Raw genomic sequence first — 18,165 nt, 5'->3', positions numbered from 1 at the left:
GGGCGATAACGCGCGACACACGCATTGGATGTGACTCCACGCACAGTGTGACACGGCAGAAAATCTTAACGTCGCGCTGTCTCCGATGGGGAGATTTCAACACGAAAGGTCTTCAACAATGTTCCGCTCAGCTCTCATCCTCACCGCCGCCGTCGCCGTTGCGCTCACCGCTTCCTCGGGCGCTTACGCAAGGGGCAAGCACCGCATGGCGATCTACGATTCGAACGGCAAGAAACTGTTCGATGACGGCAAGCTCGACGGCAAGGGTTGCGTCGTCGGCAAGCAGGCCAAGTTCGATCCCAAGACCGGTGGCATCAAGGTCGTCAACGCGGCGAAGTGCAACTTTTGACCTTCGTCACGACGGGCCGGCGACGACATGGAGCTTGAACGTTCCATGTCGCTCGTCGTCCTTAATCGTTTAGTGGCAAGTGGTGGCCATCACGGGGTGGCCCGGATTGGTGGTCCGATCGACGTATTTGTGACAATGCAGCTTGAGATTCGATTTGATCGTCGGCAACGGCGTCTGAACGCGGGGCGGCGTCGGCAGCGGACGGTTGATCACCGTTTTCGAGCCGGCGAAGTTGGAATTGCCGACCATCCCGGCCTGCGCGACCGAGGCGGAAGCAATGGCGGCGACGGCGCTGGCAAGAGTGATCATGGATACGTACGCGGTGCGGGAAAACATGGGGTGGCTCCTGGTTGTTGGGTGTTTGTCGTCTTGGGACGCCTAGCGGCAACGGTAGGAAGCAAAGACGTTGCCCGCCGCGTCCCGATCGCGGTATGCGCGGCAATCCAGCTTGAGATTCGATTTGATCATCGGCAGCGGCGTCTGAACGCGGGGCGGCGTCGGCATCGGGCGGTTGATCACGGTTTTCGAGCCGGCGAAGTTGGAATTGCCGACCATCCCGGCCTGCGCGATCGAAGCGGAAGCAATGGCGGCGACGGCGGCGGCAAGGGTGATGACGGATACATAGGCGGTGCGGGAAAGCATGGGGGCGGCTCCTGGTTGTGGGCGTTTGAACTGTCCAGGCCGCAACCTCTATGCGAACTGACCGCCGTTGGTCGCATCCAGCGGGCAACGGGTTCTATGCGATGTGGGTGCGGAACCGTGTTTTTGTGTGAGAAATCAAATATGTCGCCCGGGCACTCTGCTCTCTCCCCCTTGCGGGGAGGGAACGCAGCGTCGCCCGTCATTGCCTGCGACAAACGCGAAGCGTTTGCGCAAGGGAGCGCAGCGACGCGGCAATCCATCGCTCCCCGGGGCCGCTATGGATTGCTTCGCGGAGCCTGTCATCGGGCGCGCATTCGCGCGACCCGGTGGCTCGCAATGACGAGGAGGGACCGTCGCCCGGCTACGACTTCTTCTGCCTTCGCGCGGCCGACGCCGCATCCACGACATTATCCACCTCTTCCCGCCAGCTCGTAATTTCCGCTGCAAGAATCGGATGGTTAAAGCCCTTCAAATTGAGATCATCGATCGGCCGGCCCTCGACCCATTGCTCGACCATGCCGTAGACGCGCCTGGACACCACGATCTGGTTGGCCTTGGCTTCGTCGCACAGCCGCGAGGCGAGGTTGGTGACGCTGCCGATCGCGGCGTATTCCAGCCGCTGCTCGAAGCCGATCTGGCCGAGCGTCGCATAGCCCAGCGCAATGCCGATGCCGAAGCCGAGATTGTGGCCGCGGTTGCGCCACTTCTCGGTCAGCGCGCCCACCGTGTCGCGCATCTCCACGCTCATCTTCACCGCGCGCTTGACGTGGTCCTCGAACTGGATCGGCGCGTTGAACAGGATCATCACGCCGTCGCCGGCATAGCGGTCGAGCGTGCCTTCGTATTTGAAAATCAGCGCGCCGAGCGCGGCGTGATACTCGCGCAGCACGTTCATCGCCTCTTCCGGCTCGGTGGTCTCGGTGAACGAGGTAAAGCCGCGCATGTCGCAAAACACGACGGTGACTTCGCGGCGGTGGCTGTCGAGCAGGCCTTCATGGCCGTCGCCGGAGGCGATCAGCTGGGCCACCTGCGGCGCCAGGAAACGCTCCAGGCGGCGGATGCGTTCGATCTCGCCGAGCTGGGTCTCGACCCGCTCCTCCAGCGACCTGTTCCAGTCCTTGAGCTGGTCGGTCTGCTCCAGCAACTTGTCGGCCTGCTCGCGCACCGTGGTGTTCGCCATCTCCAGTTCGCGGCTCTTGTGATCGACTTCGCTGAACAGCCGCGCGTTGCGCATCGCCAGCACGCTCTGGTGCGCAAAGGTCTTCATCAGGCCGATCAAATTGTCGGAAAACTCGCCGGCGTTTTGCCGCAGCACCACCAGCGATCCCAAAATGCCCTGCTGGTCGACCAGCGGCACCACCAGCACCGAATGAAAACCGGCCTCGACCACGACGTCGCGCAACGGATGATCCGCCGTCGCATCGAGGTCGGGGATCGCAATCGGCTCGCCCCGCGCGGCGGCTTCGCCGAGCGGAGAGTTGTCGGCCTCGATTGCAAGGTGCTTGCCTTCGGCCGCCTTGTCGATGCCGATCGATTCGGTGAGGTTGAATTTGCGGTTCGCGGCGTCATAGCCGTAGATCAAGACCGCGTCGGCATGGGTGATTTCGAGCGCGCGCGCGGCGACCGTCGGCAGCACGGCGTTGAGGTCGAGCGAGGACGACACCGCGCGGCCGACCTCTTCCAGCACTTTCAGCTCGTTGATCGACTGCGCCAGATCCCGCGTCCGCTCCTTCACCTTGGCCTCGAGGCCGGAATAGGTTTCCGCCAGCTGGCTCGCCATGCCGTTGAACTGGTCGGCGAGTTCTTCCAGTTCGTCCGATGTTTTCACCTCGATGCGGTGGCTGAAATCGCCGCCGCCGAGCCGGTGCGCGCCGGCGCGCAGCGCGTTGATCGGCACCAGCATCCGCCGCGCCATGACGGTGCCGGCGATGATCGCGGTCACGAGGCCCATCGCGATCAGAAGCGCGATGCGCAACAGTTGCTCGCGGATCGGCGTCAGCGCCTGCGCCGTCGGCTGCTCGAAGAACACGAACCAGCCGATCCGCGGCACCGCGCTCACCGTCGTCAGCACGTCGTTGCCGGCAATGTCCGTGCCCTCCGACAGCAGCGAGCCCTTGATGGCGGCGACCTGCGGCAGGCTTGAGACGTCCTTGCCGATTTCGGGGCCCTTCGACGAACTCGCCAGCACCTGGCCCTTGCTGTCGACGATATAGGCAAAACCTGTCCTGCCGACCTCGGTATCGCCGAAGAAATCCTGCAGGAAGGTAAGGTTGATTTCGGCGACCGTGACCTGGGAATCCGAATGCGGCAACGAGATCGACGTGAACGGCCGCCCGTCCCGGAAGTAGGGCGTCGCAAAGCTGGTGCCGCGGGAAGCGGACTCGGTGAAGCGCAGGTCGCGGGAGAAATCGGCGTTGCTGCCGTAGTGGACCGTCTGGCGCGTCAGGCGGAGCTGCTCGCGGCCCTGGGCCGAGAGCAGCGTCAGCTGGCTCACATAGGGCACCTGGGTGAGCAATTGCGCATAGTCGGCGCGGCGGTCCTCGATCTTGTAGGAAGAGGTCCGCGTCACCCAGTTGATCTGCCGTTCGAGGTCCGACATCGATTGCTGGATGCGCTTGGCGGTGGCTTCCGCCTTCTCCGACATGCCGTCGGTCAGCGAGGACTTGATGCCGCGATAGCTGATCCAGATTTCCATCGCGCCGTTGACGGCGAGCACGAACACGACAAGGCCGACCAGCGCGACGACGTATTTCGCGAACAGGCCCTCACGCAGAAACCTGACTTTCTCCTTGACGGCGCTCACATCCACAACCCTCGAGCGTCACGCATCTTGCGCGCGCATCGGTTTTGCCGTTGGCGGCATTCCCCGGCCGGGAGCCGCCGCGGTTGGGCCTGTTTAGCACGATTTGGGGGGCCGAGCAGGTGGCCTATCCCACACATGGTTAGCCCCGACTTTGGGCGGATATCCCGGGATTCTCGTCATGCCCGGGCATGGGCGAGCGGAAGCGACGCCGTCCCTCGGACGGCTATGCCCGGCCATGACGGACAACTCAGCGATTAAACAGCTGTCGCAAGACGTCGTTCATCGGCTGGCTGTCAGCTTGCGGAGCACCGTCATTTTGCGCCAACGGGGCGGCGGGCGCCGCGGGCTCGGCATCAGCGGGCTGCTGGCCGGGAATCGGAATGCTGCGCGGGCTGTTCGGCCGCGGGGCGGCCTGGCCGGCACTCCCTTGAGCGGGTCTGCCCTGACCGCCTTGACCGCTATTCAGGCCTTGCTGCAGCAGATTGCCGATGGCCTCGCCCAGCTGGCCGCCGAGCGGGTCGTTAGGCCTGCCGCCGCCTTGGCCACCTTGGCCACCCTGTCCCCCCGGCTGGCCGCCGCCGAGCAGTCCACCCAGAATCCCCTCAAGCCCGCTGCCTTGCTGGCCACCCGGTCCGGCCGGTTGTCCCCCCGGGACACCCTGTTGTCCGCCGAGCAGGCCGCCGAGGGCGGAGCCGAGGCCGCCACCATTGGGACCGAACAGGCCCTTGCCCATCTCCTTGAGCTTGGCATAGGCGGCGTCGGGATTATCCAAAATGCCCTGCATGTCCGGATAGATTTTCGGCGCGCCCCACGGCCCCTCGATCATCACGGGAATACCGAACCCGACCGGCTCGTTGGCGCGGCCCTGGCCTTCAGTGGTCATCACGAGCTTTGGTTCGACGCGGAACCCGATCTGCTTGGTGTCGAGCGCAATGGTGCCGACGCCCGTCATCCGCACCAGCGGGCCGATCAGATTGAGATCGGTGGTGACGGCCTGCCCCTTGTCGATCTTGAACGACGCCGAAAGCTGCGACAGATCCGTCTTCAGCTCCTGCCCCTCCTGCCAGCCGGACAGGGTGCCCGAGGTTAGCGAGCGGATCATCTGGGCGACGTTGAGGCCCTTGATGGCGCCGTCCTGGAACACGACGAACGCCGTGCCCTGCAAGCCCGCCATGATCGCGCGCTGGCTGTTGCCGGTGGAACGCACACTGATCTTGGTTTGCATCTTGCCGTCGAGCTTGTCGAAATCGGCCAGACTCCTCAGCAGCGGCAGCGCGCGCACGCCGGTGAGATCGGCGCGCAGCGCAAACGAAGGATTGGCGGTCGAAGCATCGATGGTGAGATCGCCATTGGTGTTGCCGTCATAAGCGCCGAGGTTGGAAACCTGCGTCTTCAGCACGCCGCTGCTCAGCGTGACGTCGATAGCCGCCGGCGCGAAACGCGCGTCGCCGATATTGAGCGCCGCCGCGGAGATCCGCGCCTGGGCGTCGACATAATTGAGGCCATTGAGATTGATCGTGGCGTTGCTCCAGGGCTGCGCCGCCGAACCGCTGTCACCACGGCCCATCGCGACATCGAGCCGCTGGAAATCGAGATCGAGCTTCACCAGCGGCTTGCTAGCGGTATCGACCGAGGCCCAGCCATTGAACGCGCCGTCGCCGAGCGTGCCGGTCAGGCCGTTGATCATCACCACCGGGCCGTTGAGCCGGACTTCCGCCTTGCCCGACAGCTGCCCGTGCAGGATGCCGGGCGCGTCGATCTTGAATTCGGTCGGGATGTTCTGCCGTTCGAGCGGCGGTGCGGGGGCCACCGCCTTGATGTCGAATTTCAGCGCGTGCTCGCCGGCGCGGGCATTGCCGGTCGCCCGGATCTTGCGGTCGGCATCGATCGTCATGTCGGCGTTGATGGTCTCGATCCTGTTCTCGACGCGGTCGCGCAGATTGGAAAACACGATCGTGCCGCCGGTGACGCTGACATGCTCGATCGTAAAGGCCTCGCCCTTGATCGCGGCGGCCGGCTTCGACGGCGGATTGATATCCTTGATGCGTTCGCGCTGCAGCGGCAGGTTCAGCACCGGACGAACGATGACAAGTTCGGTAACCTGCGGTTTGCCGGACCACAGGCTCGCCAGTGTCACGTCGGCCTGGATGCTGACCGCGGTGAGGCGGTGGTTGATGTCGCGGTCTTTCGGATCCTGCAGCGCAACGTCGTTCAGCGTGATGTTGAGCGACGGCCAGAACCCGACCCTGGTTCCGCCGTTGATGGTGAGCTTGTAGCCGGTCTCGCGCTCGACCCGTTCCTGGATCTGCGACGTCATGAAGCCGGACGGGATGCCGATCACGAGCAGCAGCCCGATGATGACGATCACGGTGCCGATGGCGGCCCCGGCGAATTTCAATGCTCTCATTTCGACTTTCCAGGCCGGGCAAACGGCGTCGGTTTCGGCCGCGCCCGATGGGGCACAGCCGGACAAGCGAGCTTATCCCGGAAGGGGACATCGCTCAAAGAAGCCAAAATTATTCCAAGCCTGCTGCAATGCTATGTGACTTATGACACACTTCGGTCGGGGTGAATCTTGCTAGGGCCTTTGGGGACGGTTTTGGGATCGAACTGGAAGGCAAACCAATGAGCAAACAGGCCGAATTTGCGGTCATTTTGAAGATGAACCCGATGTTCGCGGACCTTGGCGCCGACGAGCTGCAGCGAATCTCCGGACTCTGCCACACCCAGCAATTGGGGCTCGGCGAGATGCTGTTCCAGAAGGGGGACCCCGGCGACGCCCTTTACGGGGTCCGCCGCGGCCAGATCCGGATCGAGACCGGCGCCTCCGACGGCAGCCGCTTGACCCTGAACTTCATGGGTTCGGGCGATCTGTTCGGCGAAGTCGCCGTGCTCGACGGCCAAAGCCGCACCGCGGACGCTACCGCCGGCGAGGCGACGGAACTGTTCGTGCTCCGGCGTGAGGACTTCCTCGCCTTCCTCGAACGTGAGCCGAAGGTCGCCATCAAGATCATCACGCTGCTGTGCCAGCGCATCCGCTGGCAGAGCGAGCGGATGGAAGAATCCATGCTGCAGCCGCTGCCGGTCCGGCTGGCGCGAAGACTGGTGGCGCTGGCTGCCGATTTCGGATCGGAAGTGCATATTTCGCAGGAGCAGCTCGGCGTGTTCGTCGGCGCTGCGCGCGAAAGCGTCAACCGTCAACTGCAGGCCTGGCGCAAGGACGGCATTCTGGATCTGCAGCGCGGGCGCATCCTGCTGCAGAACCTGAACAAGCTGACGACGGTGGCGCGCAACGAGTAAAGCGTTTTCCAGCGAAGTGGATTCCGGTTCGCGTCAAGAAAACGTGTCAAAAGAAAGATAGAGCCCCGTTCCGATTCAAATCGGAACGGACAAGGCTCTGGTCGCGCCTCACTTCGCCGCGGGTGACATCGCCGGCGGGACCGGGGGCGGTCCCTTGGCTGGAGGTGGTGCGGTGTGATGGCCGCCCGGCGGAACATCGTCGCTCTCGGCTTCCGAGGCCAGCAGCAGCTTGCCGTAGCGCCAGATCAGCGCGCCGAGATCGTCCATCATCATGAACATCGCCGGCACGAACACCAGCGACAGCACCGTCGAGAACAGCAGGCCGCCGATCACCGCGAGCGCCATCGGCGAACGGAACTCGCCGCCGGCGCCGAATGCCAGCGCTGACGGCATCATGCCGGCCGCCATCGCGATGGTGGTCATGATGATGGGGCGGGCGCGCTTGATGCCGGCGTCGATGATCGCAAAATCGCGCTTGTTGCCTTCGCGGATCGACTCGACCGCGAACTCCACCAGCATGATGGCGTTCTTGGTGACGATGCCCATCAGCATCAGGATGCCGATCCACACCGGCGTGGTCAGCTGCTTGCCGGTCAGCAGCAAGGCTGCAATCGCGCCGCCGATCGAAAGCGGCAGCGAGAACAGGATGGTGATCGGCTGCAGGAAGGTGCCGAACAACAGCACCAGCACGGCGTAGACCATCATCAGGCCGGCGGTGATGGCGGTGGCAAAACCGTCCGACAATTCAGCCAGGCTTTCGGCGTCGCCCGACGGGCTGACCTTGACGCCCTTGGGCAGGCTCTTCATCACGGGCAGGTCGTAGATCATCTTGGTCGCATCGCCCAGCGCCGCGGTGCCGACGAGGTCGGCTGCGACGGTGGCCTGCCGTTCCCGGTCGTAACGGTTGATGCTGGTCGGGCCCTGGTCGAGCTGGATGTCGGCGACGACGGACAGCGGCACGCCGCCGCGCTCGCCGCGCTGGCCGAGCGGCACCCGCAACTGCTGCAGCATCTGCAGGTCGCCGCGCGCGCTGTCCTCGAGCTGGACGCGGATCGGCACCTGGCGGTCGCCGGCATCGAACTTGGCGAGCGCCGGGCCGACGTCGCCGATGGTGGCGACACGGATGGTTTGCGACAGGCTTTCGGTGGAGACACCAAGCCGTGCCGCCAGTTCGGCCCTTGGGCGAATCCGAAGCTCCGGCCGGTCGAGCGAGGTTTCCGAGATCACGTTGGCGATGATCGGAATCCGCTTCATCTGGGTCGCGAGTTCGTTGGCGACGTTGCCGACGATGTTGCTGTCGATGCCGGTTACGACGAGCGAAATCGCACGCAGGCCGTTTTCATCGAGGAACCAGAACCGGATGTCCGGGACGTTTTCCAGTTCCTTGCTGATATCGAGCTCGAGCAGGCGCTGGGTGTGCTTGCTGTCGCGGTCCTTCTTCGGCGTGTAGTTGATGATCAGCGCGGCACGCCGCACTTCCTGCGTTCCCGGCGGCACCCTTCCGCCATCGACGAATATGCTCTTGATCTCCGGGCGCTTGCGCAGGCGCTGGACGATTTCCTCCGTCACCTTCTCGGTGTAGGCGAGTTGCGAGCCTGGCGGCAGCTCCATCGCCAGCAGCGAACGCGCGGTGTCCTGCGCCGGCAGGAAGCCCTGCGGCAGCAGCGTGATGCTCCAGATCGAGGCGGCGAATATCGCAAGTCCGGCCAGCACGGTGATGAAGTAGTGTCTCACCGACCATGTCACGAGCCTGGTGTAAGCCTTCAGCAGGCGACCGGGCGGCGGGTCCTCATGCGGGTGATCCTTGAGGAAGTAGGCCGCCAGCACCGGCGTGACGAAGCGCGCCGCCAGCAGCGAGAAGAACACCTGCACCGACACGGTGATGCCGAATTGCTTGAAGAACTGTCCGGCGATCCCGGACATGAAGCTCGCCGGCGCGAAGATCGCGATGATGGTCAGCGAGATCGCGATCACGGCGAGGCCGATTTCGTCGGCGGCTTCCAGCGCGGCGCGGTAGGGCGTCTTGCCCATGCGCATGTGGCGGACGATGTTTTCGATTTCGACGATGGCGTCGTCGACCAGAATGCCCGTCGACAGCGTGATGGCGAGGAAGCTGACGAGGTTGAGCGAAAAGCCGAGCAGATCCATCACCCAGAATGCCGGGAAGATCGACAGCGGCAGCGAGATCGCGGCGATGATCGTGGCGCGGATGTCGCGCAGGAAAAGCAGCACGACGACGACGGCGAGAATTGCGCCCTCGAACAGGGTCGAGATCGCCGCCTCGTAATTGCCCTTGGTGAAATCGACGGACGTGTCGATCATCTTCAGGTCCACGTCGGGATAGGCCGCCTTCAGCGCATCGATGCGTTTTTGCACGGCGGCGGCGACCACCACGTCACTGGCGCCCTTCGAGCGCTTGATGCCGAGGGCGACCACCGGCTCGCCATTGAAGCGGGCAAAGGTCCGGCGATCGGCGATGGTGTCGGTGACGGTGCCGAGGTCGTCGAGCCGCACCTCGCCGCCGCCGAACAGCGGGATCATGGTGCCGGCGAGTTCGTTCAGCGTCTTGGCGCCGGCCAGGGTGCGGATCGCCTGGTCGTTGTTGCCGATGCCGGCGCGGCCGCCGGCGAGGTCGACATTGGTGCCGCGCAGGATCTGGCTGACATTGACGGCGGTCAGCCCCGAGGCCTGCAACCGGTCGGGATCGAGCGAGACCAGAATCTCGCGCTCGACACCGCCGATGCGCTCGACCTGGGCGACGCCGCGGACGCCCTGCAGCGCGCGTTTGACGACGTCGTCGACGAAATAGGAGAGCTGCTCCGGCGTCTTGCCCGGAGAGATCGCGGCATAGGTGACGATCGGCAGGCCGATCACGTCGACGCGCTGGATCAGCGGCTCGGTGACGTTTTGCGGCAGACTGGCGCGAACGCGGGTGACGGCGTCCTTGATGTCGTTCAGCGCGCGGTCGGTGTTGGTTTCGAGCGCGAACTGGATCGTGGTCAGCGACAGGCCGTCGGTGATCGACGACGAAATGTGCCGCACGCCCTCGACGCCGGATACGCCGTCCTCGATCGTCTTGGTGACCTGAGATTCAAGCTCCGAAGGCGCCGCGCCGAACTGCGAGACCGCCACCGAGATCACGGGGATGTCGGCGCTCGGCAGCCGCGTGACCGCGAGCTTGGTGAAGCTGACCCATCCCAGCACCAGAAGGATGATCGAAAAGACGATGGACGGAAGCGGGTTCCGGATCGACCATGCCGAGATGTTCAAAGCCATTATCGTGTCCGCGTGCGCTCGAGTTCGTCGGCAAACATGGTCTTGATCTGGTCACCGTCATGCAGCGAGGTTCCAGCATCGGCCACGACGGTTTCGCCGACGGCGAGGCCTTCAAGAATTTCGGTAGAGGTGTCCGACGTCAGGCCGACCCGGACTTTTCGCGTCTCGATCCTGTTGTTCTCCTTGACCACTTGCAGGGTCAGGCGGTCGATGGCGGTACGCGGCACCGCGACGCCACAGCTGCGCTTGGCGTCGATATTGGCGCGGGCGAACATGCCGACCTTGAGCGAGGGATTGTTGTTCAGCGAAATCCTGACCTTGCCGAGCTGGGTCGCGCGGTCGATCTGCGGCGAGATTTGCCTTATCTTGCCGACCAGATCGGGCGCGTCGTCGCGGCTGATCCGCACCGTGGCGCCGGGATTGAGCTTGAGCAGGTGGACGCTCGGCACTTCGGCCTCCAGCTCGATCTCGTTGTTGACCGAAATCCGGAACATCGGTCCGGCCTGCGGCGAGGCCGGCGCGCCGACGGCGGTCCTGACTTCGGTAACGAGACCTGGGCCAGGCGTGCGCAGCGATATCGGTCCGCCCCTGCCGCCTGGCGCTCCCGGCTGCTGCGGCGGCGCGGTCAAGCGTGCCAATTCCTGATTGTCCGTCACCATGTCGCCTTCGCGGACGAAGACATCGGTGACCCTGGAGCCTTCCTGATCGACGCCAACCTGCGCTTCGCGGCGCGGCACGATAAATCCGGTGACCCGCACCATGTCGGAGAAGCAGGCATTGGTGGATTTGGTCACGATCACCAGCGCCTGGCTGGGCGCATCCTTGGGCTCGGGACGGGAGCGGTGCTCGAACCAGTAGTAGAAGCTACCTACAACAACAACGAACGCTACTCCGAGCGCAGGTTTGAGGTATTCGGAGAGTTTCATCGCCGGATCAGTCCAGACTGGAAGTCAAATGAAGCGGGGTGCATCCGGTTCACCGAAAAATCACAATGAACCCAAAACAAAATGCGTCCCGCAAGGGTGCTGCGGGACGCATTGTAGCCGGAAAATCTAGGTCAACGCCACGGCCTACTTGAACAGGCTATTTCGACGCAGTGGCCTTGTTCTCCATGTTCACAACCTGCACGCGGCGATTGGCTTCGGCCATCGGCTGGTTCGCGTCCTTCAGCTTGCTCTTGCCGTAACCGACGGTCACCAGATCGGTGCCGTTGATGCCGTATTTGTCGACCAGATAGCGCTTGATCGCGTCGGCGCGCCGCTCGGAAAGGTCCTGGTTGTAGCCTTCGCCGCCGGCTGCGTCGGTATGACCAGCGACCACGAAGGTCGAGCCTTTCAGGTCGGAACTGGACAATGCGCGGCCGAGCGCCTGAACCGATGCCAGCGATCTCGGGCTGATATCGGCCGAGTTGTAGTCGAAGTTGATTTCCAGATCGATCTTGGGCTTGTCCTTGACGATCGCGGCGATCTCTTCACGCTCGGTGAACGTCAGCGAGCGCGTCGAGCGGCCGCGGATCTTCTGGACGAACTGCCCTTCGGCGGCGGCTGCGGCCTGGTCAACCTGCTGCGGACCGACCGACAGGCCGCGGGTCAGCGGCTTCTTCTCCGGCGCCAGCGCGCGGAGGATCTGATCCTCGGTCACGTTCTTGTCCTTGGCCTTCTCCTCGGCAACAGCGCCCGTCATGCCAAAGCAGAGGGCGGCGCCGAGCGTCGCGATCGAAAGGAGTCCGGTCAGGGTCTTTGTTCCAGAGCTCTGTGACATTACCAGTCCCTCCTGCGCGTGGTTCCAAAACGTGATTCAAAATGAGCTGCCGGACCAATCCGGTCGCGGCCTATTACGGTTAGTCTAGCCGCCCGCCTGCCGGTTCGAGGGGGCCGCCAATTAGCGTCAAATAATCGTCACTGTACCCCGTAATCGGCGAATTCCTTAACGATATTCGGATCCATCGCCTTGGCGTTGCTGATATCCAGATCGCCTTCCGGGATCGAGCCGTTGCGCTTCTTGGCAATGCCCCTTCCGTACAGCGAAGAGGTCAATCTCGGGTTGATCTTCAGCGCGGCGTCGAAGTCAGCAATTGCATTCTTGGTCTGTCCGCTCTTGAGGTTGACGAGGCCGCGGCTGTCCAGCGCATCGACGAAATTCGGCCGCAGCCGCAGCGCCTCGTTGCAATCCTTCAGCGCGGCCTGCAGGTCGCCGATCACCGTGCGGGCCCAACAGCGGTTGTTGTAGGCTTCCACATCCTTCGGGTTGAGCCGCAGCGAATTGTTGAAGTCCTTGATCGCGAGTTCGTAGGCACCCTTGCTGGCATAGACCTGGCCCCGCCGATACAGCGCGGCGCCATCGTCGGGGTTGTCGTTGAGCCTGGCGGTGAGGCTCTTGATGGTCGGATCATCGGCGAGCGCCGCGATCGCCGTGTTGCCCTCGGGCGGCTTGGCTGGCGGTGCGGGTGGCGGAACCGTGACTTCGATCTGTTTTGGCGGTGGCGGTACTACGGTCGGCGGCGGTGCGGGCGGCGGCGGTGCCGGCGTCGCAATGGCCACCTGGGCGGGCGGAGGTGACGGAGCGGGTGTCGGTGTTGGCGTGGGTGGAGCCGGAGGAGCGATGGCGACCGGAGGCGGAGAGGGGGTGACAACCGGAGGCGGGGCCGGCGGGGGCGGACTCGAAGGCTTCGGCCCTGCGCCACCACCCGGGATGAAGGAGAAATCCTCGGCCAGCGACGACGAAATCCACGGCACCTGTTCCTGGCGCGAGGCGCGGGTGACGCCGACCCGGGTGCGATTCAAAGTTTCCTCGGCCATCAAATCGGGGGTGCGGATTTCCTTGAGCAGTTCCCGCACAAACAGGCTGCGATCGCTGCCATTATCCGAAATGACCGACGAAAGGGCCGCCGAATACATCACCAGAGAGCCGTTCGGCGCAATGACCGGCGCAAGTCCGGCGGAAAAACTGCGGAACCGGCGCTCGAACGGATTGCGCCGGGAGGCGTCGACCAGGGCGATCTTGACGCCGGCGCCGCGGCTGTTGATCTCGCCCAGCACCATCTCGAGGCTGAAGCCGTCGCGCCGCACGTCGGCCTCGGCCCAGATCTGCGCGTCGACCGGGATCATGTAGCTCTGGCGGTTCGCCTGGATGCCGAAACCCGAGAAGAAGATCAGGGCGACCGAGCCGGGCTTGATCTTGCCGTACAGGCGCTCGAAGGCCCGGCGCATGCCGTCGCCGGTGAGGTTTTCGCCGATATCGACGTTGAAGCCATCGCGCTTGAGTTCTTCGGCGACATCGCGCGCGTCGTTGATCGGCTCTTTCAGCGGCGCTTCGGCATCCGGATATTTCGAATTGCCGATCACCAGCGCAAAGCGCTCGCCGGCCCCGAACGACGGGGCGATCGACGCCACGGAAAAAATCACTGTGAGCAGCAATGCAAGGCGGATTTTCATTATCACCGCAGTCCAGCCAAAAAAGCGCCGATCCCAGCTTGCGCCGCGGCGACCATACTCCACGCAAACCGCATTATCAAACGAGCCCCGCAGGCCGTCAACCACTTGCGAAGGCGACGTTAATTGCGACAATTCACCGCGATGAACCTCTGGGGATTCCTTGGGGATTGAGGGGGAATAAATCCCGTTCGTCGTGAAATTGCGGTGCGTGATCATCCGGTGGTTGCGTGAACCCTTTCCCAAGGGCCAGCCGTGGCCCTGGTGCCCGGCCAGCCACCGGCGGTGTAACCGGTCTCACATTGGGTGCGCCCGCCCAGTCATGTGATGGTCATTCGCACTGGAGGTTTGACCTTTGCGGATGGCGATGGCTTGTTGTGGACGTCGGCCAAAACTCAAACCTCAAGAAAAGTGACACCGATGGGAAATGCCTACGAAATCTACGCACTGCGCTATGCGACGATGTCGCCGCGCACCCCTCATCTGAACTTCCTGATACCGGATCCGCACGACACCACGGCGCAGGACCTCGACTACTTCGTCTGGCTGATCCGCGGCCACGGCCGCGAGATCCTGGTCGATACCGGCTTCAACGCCGAGGAAGCCAAGGCGCGGTCGCGCAAGCTCAACCTCAATCCGGTCGACGCGCTGGAGGCGTTTGGCGTCAAGGCCGACAGCATCAAGGACGTCGTCGTCACCCATCTGCATTACGACCACGCCGGCAACCTCGACCGCTTCCCCGGTGCCCGGTTCCATCTGCAGGATCGCGAGATGAGCTACGCGACCGGGCGCTGCATGTGCAACGGCCTGATCCGGCACCCGTTCTCCGTCGAACACGTCACGCTGATGGTGCGCCATGTCTATGGCGAGCGCGTCACGTTCCATAATGGCGATGGCGAGATCGCGCCCGGCGTCACCGTGCATCGCGTAGGCGGCCATTCCGATGGTTTGCAGGTGGTGCGGGTCGAGACCGCGCGCGGGCCGGTGGTGCTGGCCTCGGACGCCGCGCATTACTACGCCAACCTGCAGAAGCGCAGCCCGTTTCCGATCGTCTACAATGTCGGCGACATGGTGCAGGGCTGGGAGATCGTTGAAAAGCTGGCCGGCCACCCCGATCGTTTCATTCCTGGCCATGATCCGATCGTGAGCGAGATCTATCCGCGGGCCAGCGACAAGGTCGATGCATTCGCCTTGCATCTGGCGCCGTCGCGATCGTTCGTGTAGTAGGAGCAAGCCATGATCGAGCGCTTTCCCGGCCTCACGCCAACCCGCAGCCGCGCCGTCGTTCACGATGATCTGGTGCTCACCGTGGCGGTCGCGCCCGATCCTGTGACGCCTTCGATGTACGAGCAGAGCGTCAAGGCGCTCGCACGTATCGACGAGAGCCTTGCCCTGTGCGGTTCAAACAAGAGCAAGATCCTGTCGGCGATCGTCTACATCTCCGACATGAAGTGCAAAAGCGAGATGAACCGCGCCTGGGACGAATGGGTCGACAAGGCCAACCCGCCGATGCGCGCCTGCCTCGGCGTCGAACTCGAACCGCCGCATATCGTGGAAATCGTGGTGACGGCGGTGAAGTAGGCGGAGCGGTTGAAAGTTCGCGCTGGCATGCTGACAGATCCTCATCCTGAGGAGCCGCGAAGCGGCGTCTCGAAGGATGCAGGCCCGTCTGTGGCCTCATGGTTCGAGACGGCGCTGAAGAAGCGCCTCCTCACCATGAGGGTTGAAGACTAATACGCTTCCTTCGCGTCGGCCTCGGCACTGGTCTGCACGAGATCCAGACTTGCCTCGATCTTGCCGAGCAGCGCGGCCAGCGCCTTTCGCTCCGGCGCGGAGAGGCACGACAAAATCTCCTGTTCCCGGCGCAGCAGGCGCGGGATCAACTCCTCATACAGCGCCTTGCCTTTCCCGGTCATGCGCAGTCGGAATTCGCGGCGGTCCTCTTCGTTCTCGACGCGCTCGATCATCTGCCGTTTCATCAGCGTGGTGACCGCGCGGCTGATGGTCGATTTATGAGTGCGGGTGCAGTGGGCGATGTATTGCGCGCTGCAGGGCTCAACGCGGAAACCGAGCGTCGCCAGCACGCGCCATTCCGGAATGTCGAGCCCGTACCGCACCTGATATTCGGCCGAGAGCGCCGAGGAGACTTCTGCCGCCAGCCGGTTCAGCCGGAACGGCACGAACTTGAAGAGGTCGAGACGTCCGCCGTTTTTTGCGACCTTTGATGGCGTTCCGTCCTTATCGCCGTCTTTGCGCGCGTCGCTGTCGGGCGCGGATCGGGATCGGGCGCTGTTCTCGCTGGACGACGCGTTGGCCAAAATCGCTCCAATTTCAGTTGACGCCGGGGGCGCCAGCGGGTTTAAGATAGTTGCAGATGCGACTAATTTAGCAAGTCCGCGCACCCTTGGCCAGAGTAAACCTTCCAATGGTCCAGACCAAAACCCAATTCGGCTACCGCAGGCACCCCGACCAGAATCGGGCGGGTGCTGATGTGGCCGAACATCCCGTCGTGGTGGTCGGCGCCGGGCCGGTCGGGCTGTCGCTGGCGATCGATCTGGCGCAGCGCGGCCAATCCGTGGTGCTGCTCGACGATGCCGACCGGATCGGCGAGGGCTCGCGCGCGATCTGCTTTTCCAAACGTTCGCTGGAATTCTGGGACCGGCTCGGCGTCGGCCAGCGCATGGTCGACAAGGGCGTGGTCTGGAGCGTCGGCAAGATTTTTCACGGCGCTTCGCAGCTCTACCAGTTCAATTTGCTGCCGGAGGAGGGCCACAAGCGGCCGGCCTTTATCAACCTGCAGCAGTTCTATGCCGAGGCCTATCTGGTCGATCGGGTCCAGGAGCTTTCCGGCATCGACCTGCGCTGGCGCAACAAGGTGATCGGCCTCGAACAGCGCAACGACCATGTGCTGTTGACGGTCGAAACGCCTGACGGACCGTACCGGCTGCATGCCGGCTTCGTCGTCGCCTGCGACGGCGCCCGCTCGTCGTTGCGGCAGATGGTGGGTGCGGAATTCGCCGGGCAAGTGTTCGAAGATCAATTCCTGATCGCCGACGTCAAGATGACGGCGGCGTTCCCGACCGAGCGCTGGTTCTGGTTCGATCCGCCGTTCCACGCCGGACGCTCCGCGCTGTTGCACAAGCAGCCGGACGACATCTGGCGCATCGACCTGCAGCTGCATCCGGATGCTGATCCTGTCGTCGAGAAGCGCCCGGAAAATGTACGGCCACGGATCGCGCGCATGCTTGGCCATGACAAATTCGATTTCGAATGGATCTCGCTGTACAAATTCCAGTGCCGCCGGATGGACAAGTTCTTGCACGGCCGGGTGATCTTTGCCGGCGATGCCGCACATCAGGTCTCGCCGTTCGGCGCCCGCGGCGCCAATTCAGGCCTCGAAGACGCCGAGAACATCGCCTGGAAACTCGATCGCGTGTTGCGCGGGTCGTCGCCGGAAGCGCTGCTGGAGAGTTACCACACCGAACGCAGCGCCGCGGCGGACGAGAACATCCGCGAGTCCACGCGCTCGACCGATTTCATGGCGCCGGTATCGCAGCAGGAGGCGCGGCTGCGCAAGGCGGTGCTGTCGCTGGCCAAGGAAACCGAATTCGGCAAGCGCATGGTCAATGGCGGACGGCTGTCGGTACCTTCCACCTATGACACGCCGCTATCAACCGCCGATCGCGATGCGTGGCGCGGCGGCCCGCGACCCGGCGCGTCGATGCCGGATGCGCCGATTGCGGCAGCGAGCGGTCAGTCGATGTTTCTGACCGAAGCCTTCGTTGGCAAGGGAGCGCAATTCACATTGCTGGAATTTGGCAACGGTGCCGCGATCGATGCGCCCGAAGGCGTGGAAACCATTCGCATCGGCGGCGGCGACGGCCTTGCCGACACCAGGGGCCTTGCGGGTACGCGCTACGACGCCGAGCCTGGCACCACCTATCTGCTGCGGCCCGACGGCTATGTCGCCGCGCGCTTCCGGCATCCGACCCGGCCGGCGCTGGATGCGGCGTTGGCGCGTGCGGCGGGTCTCAATCGAGGACTGTCATGACGCTGTCCACCAGTTCGAATTTCGCAAAACCCGACGACGCCTTCCGCGCCATCGTCGAGGCGCATCGGGGCTTAAGCGATGCGCAAAGCGCCGATCTCGACGCCGCGCTGGTTCTGGTGCTCGCTAATCATATCGGCGACATCGCGGTCTTGTATGAAGCCATCGCGCTCGCCAAGCGGCGGATGCTCGATGCCAGCCAGCAGCAACAGCAGCAACAGCAACAACAGTAGAAGTATGAACATGCCGTCATTGCGAGCGCAGCAAAGCAATCCATCCCTCCACAGGCGAGGTGACAATGGATTGCTTCGCTACG

15 protein-coding genes are annotated in these 18,165 nt (G+C 63.7%); 6 read left to right on the top strand and 9 right to left on the bottom strand.

The window, feature by feature from the left end; all coding sequences use genetic code 11:
• The first annotated feature begins 118 nt into the window (after window positions 1–118).
• Window positions 119–349, top strand: a complete 231-nt coding sequence (locus JQ641_RS34405) for a hypothetical protein (RefSeq protein ID WP_212001010.1) — start codon at window positions 119–121, stop codon at window positions 347–349.
• A 69-nt stretch (window positions 350–418) separates the two neighbouring features.
• Here JQ641_RS34405 and JQ641_RS34400 read toward each other — a convergent pair whose 3' ends face one another.
• The 4 genes from JQ641_RS34400 to JQ641_RS34385 all read right to left on the bottom strand — a co-directional run bounded on the left by JQ641_RS34400 (window position 419) and on the right by JQ641_RS34385 (window position 6,201).
• On the bottom strand, window positions 419–685 hold the full coding sequence (locus tag JQ641_RS34400; RefSeq protein ID WP_212001008.1) for a hypothetical protein: 267 nt from the start codon (window positions 683–685) through the stop codon (window positions 419–421).
• Window positions 686–727: 42 nt separating this feature from the next.
• Complete coding sequence (locus tag JQ641_RS34395) at window positions 728–991, bottom strand: hypothetical protein (protein ID WP_212001005.1); 264 nt, start codon at window positions 989–991, stop codon at window positions 728–730.
• A gap of 361 nt (window positions 992–1,352) precedes the next feature.
• A complete protein-coding gene (locus tag JQ641_RS34390) occupies window positions 1,353–3,794 on the bottom strand; it encodes a cache domain-containing protein (protein WP_212001004.1) in 2,442 nt (813 codons plus the stop codon).
• Window positions 3,795–4,041: 247 nt separating this feature from the next.
• Complete coding sequence (locus JQ641_RS34385) at window positions 4,042–6,201, bottom strand: AsmA family protein (RefSeq protein ID WP_212001003.1); 2,160 nt, start codon at window positions 6,199–6,201, stop codon at window positions 4,042–4,044.
• Between the two features lie 218 nt (window positions 6,202–6,419).
• On the opposite strand from JQ641_RS34385, the gene JQ641_RS34380 reads away from it, so the two are divergent.
• Window positions 6,420–7,094: a Crp/Fnr family transcriptional regulator gene (locus JQ641_RS34380; protein WP_192735671.1), complete on the top strand. Its 675-nt coding sequence runs from the start codon at window positions 6,420–6,422 to the stop codon at window positions 7,092–7,094.
• A gap of 108 nt (window positions 7,095–7,202) precedes the next feature.
• Here the strand turns inward: JQ641_RS34380 and JQ641_RS34375 are convergent, their stop codons facing one another.
• The 4 genes from JQ641_RS34375 to JQ641_RS34360 form a co-directional block, all read right to left on the bottom strand.
• Complete coding sequence (locus JQ641_RS34375; protein ID WP_212001002.1) at window positions 7,203–10,370, bottom strand: efflux RND transporter permease subunit; 3,168 nt, start codon at window positions 10,368–10,370, stop codon at window positions 7,203–7,205.
• Entirely contained in the window at window positions 10,370–11,296 is a 927-nt protein-coding gene (locus JQ641_RS34370; protein WP_212001000.1) for an efflux RND transporter periplasmic adaptor subunit, read from the bottom strand. Before JQ641_RS34370 ends, JQ641_RS34375 begins: the two co-directional genes overlap by 1 nt.
• Before the next feature lie 157 nt (window positions 11,297–11,453).
• Window positions 11,454–12,131, bottom strand: coding sequence for an OmpA family protein (locus JQ641_RS34365; RefSeq protein WP_212000998.1), 678 nt, complete (start codon window positions 12,129–12,131; stop codon window positions 11,454–11,456).
• Window positions 12,132–12,268: 137 nt separating this feature from the next.
• The gene (locus JQ641_RS34360; RefSeq protein WP_212000989.1) at window positions 12,269–13,804 is read right to left on the bottom strand and encodes a caspase family protein; all 1,536 of its coding nucleotides are present in this window, start codon (window positions 13,802–13,804) and stop codon (window positions 12,269–12,271) included.
• 417 nt (window positions 13,805–14,221) lie between these two features.
• Here JQ641_RS34360 and JQ641_RS34355 point away from each other — a divergent pair, with 417 nt between their 5' ends.
• Both JQ641_RS34355 and JQ641_RS34350 read left to right on the top strand, forming a co-directional pair.
• A complete protein-coding gene (locus JQ641_RS34355) occupies window positions 14,222–15,025 on the top strand; it encodes an N-acyl homoserine lactonase family protein (RefSeq protein WP_212000986.1) in 804 nt (267 codons plus the stop codon).
• 12 nt (window positions 15,026–15,037) lie between these two features.
• The gene (locus JQ641_RS34350) at window positions 15,038–15,382 is read left to right on the top strand and encodes a RidA family protein (protein ID WP_212000983.1); all 345 of its coding nucleotides are present in this window, start codon (window positions 15,038–15,040) and stop codon (window positions 15,380–15,382) included.
• A gap of 149 nt (window positions 15,383–15,531) precedes the next feature.
• Here the strand turns inward: JQ641_RS34350 and JQ641_RS34345 are convergent, their stop codons facing one another.
• The gene (locus JQ641_RS34345) at window positions 15,532–15,981 is read right to left on the bottom strand and encodes a MarR family winged helix-turn-helix transcriptional regulator (protein WP_349628670.1); all 450 of its coding nucleotides are present in this window, start codon (window positions 15,979–15,981) and stop codon (window positions 15,532–15,534) included.
• 245 nt (window positions 15,982–16,226) lie between these two features.
• Here JQ641_RS34345 and JQ641_RS34340 point away from each other — a divergent pair, with 245 nt between their 5' ends.
• Together JQ641_RS34340 and JQ641_RS34335 are read left to right on the top strand one after the other, a co-directional pair.
• Window positions 16,227–17,852 carry an FAD-dependent oxidoreductase gene (locus JQ641_RS34340; RefSeq protein WP_212000981.1) on the top strand — a complete coding sequence of 542 codons (1,626 nt, stop codon included), beginning with the start codon at window positions 16,227–16,229 and terminating at the stop codon, window positions 17,850–17,852.
• Window positions 17,849–18,082 carry a DUF2783 domain-containing protein gene (locus JQ641_RS34335; protein WP_212000979.1) on the top strand — a complete coding sequence of 78 codons (234 nt, stop codon included), beginning with the start codon at window positions 17,849–17,851 and terminating at the stop codon, window positions 18,080–18,082. The genes JQ641_RS34340 and JQ641_RS34335 overlap by 4 nt, the downstream gene beginning before the upstream one ends.
• Window positions 18,083–18,165 lie beyond the last annotated feature (83 nt).

Origin of the sequence: Bradyrhizobium sp. JYMT SZCCT0180, from assembly GCF_018130165.1 — a bacterium.
Taxonomy (GTDB): Bacteria; Pseudomonadota; Alphaproteobacteria; order Rhizobiales; family Xanthobacteraceae; genus Bradyrhizobium.
This window is presented reverse-complemented; position numbering and strand designations above follow the sequence as displayed.

Excerpts from the sequence above, each read along its gene's own strand:
- JQ641_RS34405 (WP_212001010.1), top strand. The coding sequence starts at position 119 with ATGTTCCGCTCAGCTCTCATCCTCACCGCCGCCGTCGCCGTTGCGCTC.
- JQ641_RS34400 (WP_212001008.1), bottom strand. The coding sequence starts at position 685 with ATGTTTTCCCGCACCGCGTACGTATCCATGATCACTCTTGCCAGCGCC.
- JQ641_RS34395 (WP_212001005.1), bottom strand. The coding sequence starts at position 991 with ATGCTTTCCCGCACCGCCTATGTATCCGTCATCACCCTTGCCGCCGCC.
- JQ641_RS34385 (WP_212001003.1), bottom strand. The coding sequence starts at position 6,201 with ATGAGAGCATTGAAATTCGCCGGGGCCGCCATCGGCACCGTGATCGTC.
- JQ641_RS34380 (WP_192735671.1), top strand. The coding sequence starts at position 6,420 with ATGAGCAAACAGGCCGAATTTGCGGTCATTTTGAAGATGAACCCGATG.
- JQ641_RS34375 (WP_212001002.1), bottom strand. The coding sequence starts at position 10,370 with ATGGCTTTGAACATCTCGGCATGGTCGATCCGGAACCCGCTTCCGTCC.
- JQ641_RS34370 (WP_212001000.1), bottom strand. The coding sequence starts at position 11,296 with ATGAAACTCTCCGAATACCTCAAACCTGCGCTCGGAGTAGCGTTCGTT.
- JQ641_RS34365 (WP_212000998.1), bottom strand. The coding sequence starts at position 12,131 with ATGTCACAGAGCTCTGGAACAAAGACCCTGACCGGACTCCTTTCGATC.
- JQ641_RS34360 (WP_212000989.1), bottom strand. The coding sequence starts at position 13,804 with ATGAAAATCCGCCTTGCATTGCTGCTCACAGTGATTTTTTCCGTGGCG.
- JQ641_RS34355 (WP_212000986.1), top strand. The coding sequence starts at position 14,222 with ATGGGAAATGCCTACGAAATCTACGCACTGCGCTATGCGACGATGTCG.
- JQ641_RS34350 (WP_212000983.1), top strand. The coding sequence starts at position 15,038 with ATGATCGAGCGCTTTCCCGGCCTCACGCCAACCCGCAGCCGCGCCGTC.
- JQ641_RS34340 (WP_212000981.1), top strand. The coding sequence starts at position 16,227 with ATGGTCCAGACCAAAACCCAATTCGGCTACCGCAGGCACCCCGACCAG.
- JQ641_RS34335 (WP_212000979.1), top strand. The coding sequence starts at position 17,849 with ATGACGCTGTCCACCAGTTCGAATTTCGCAAAACCCGACGACGCCTTC.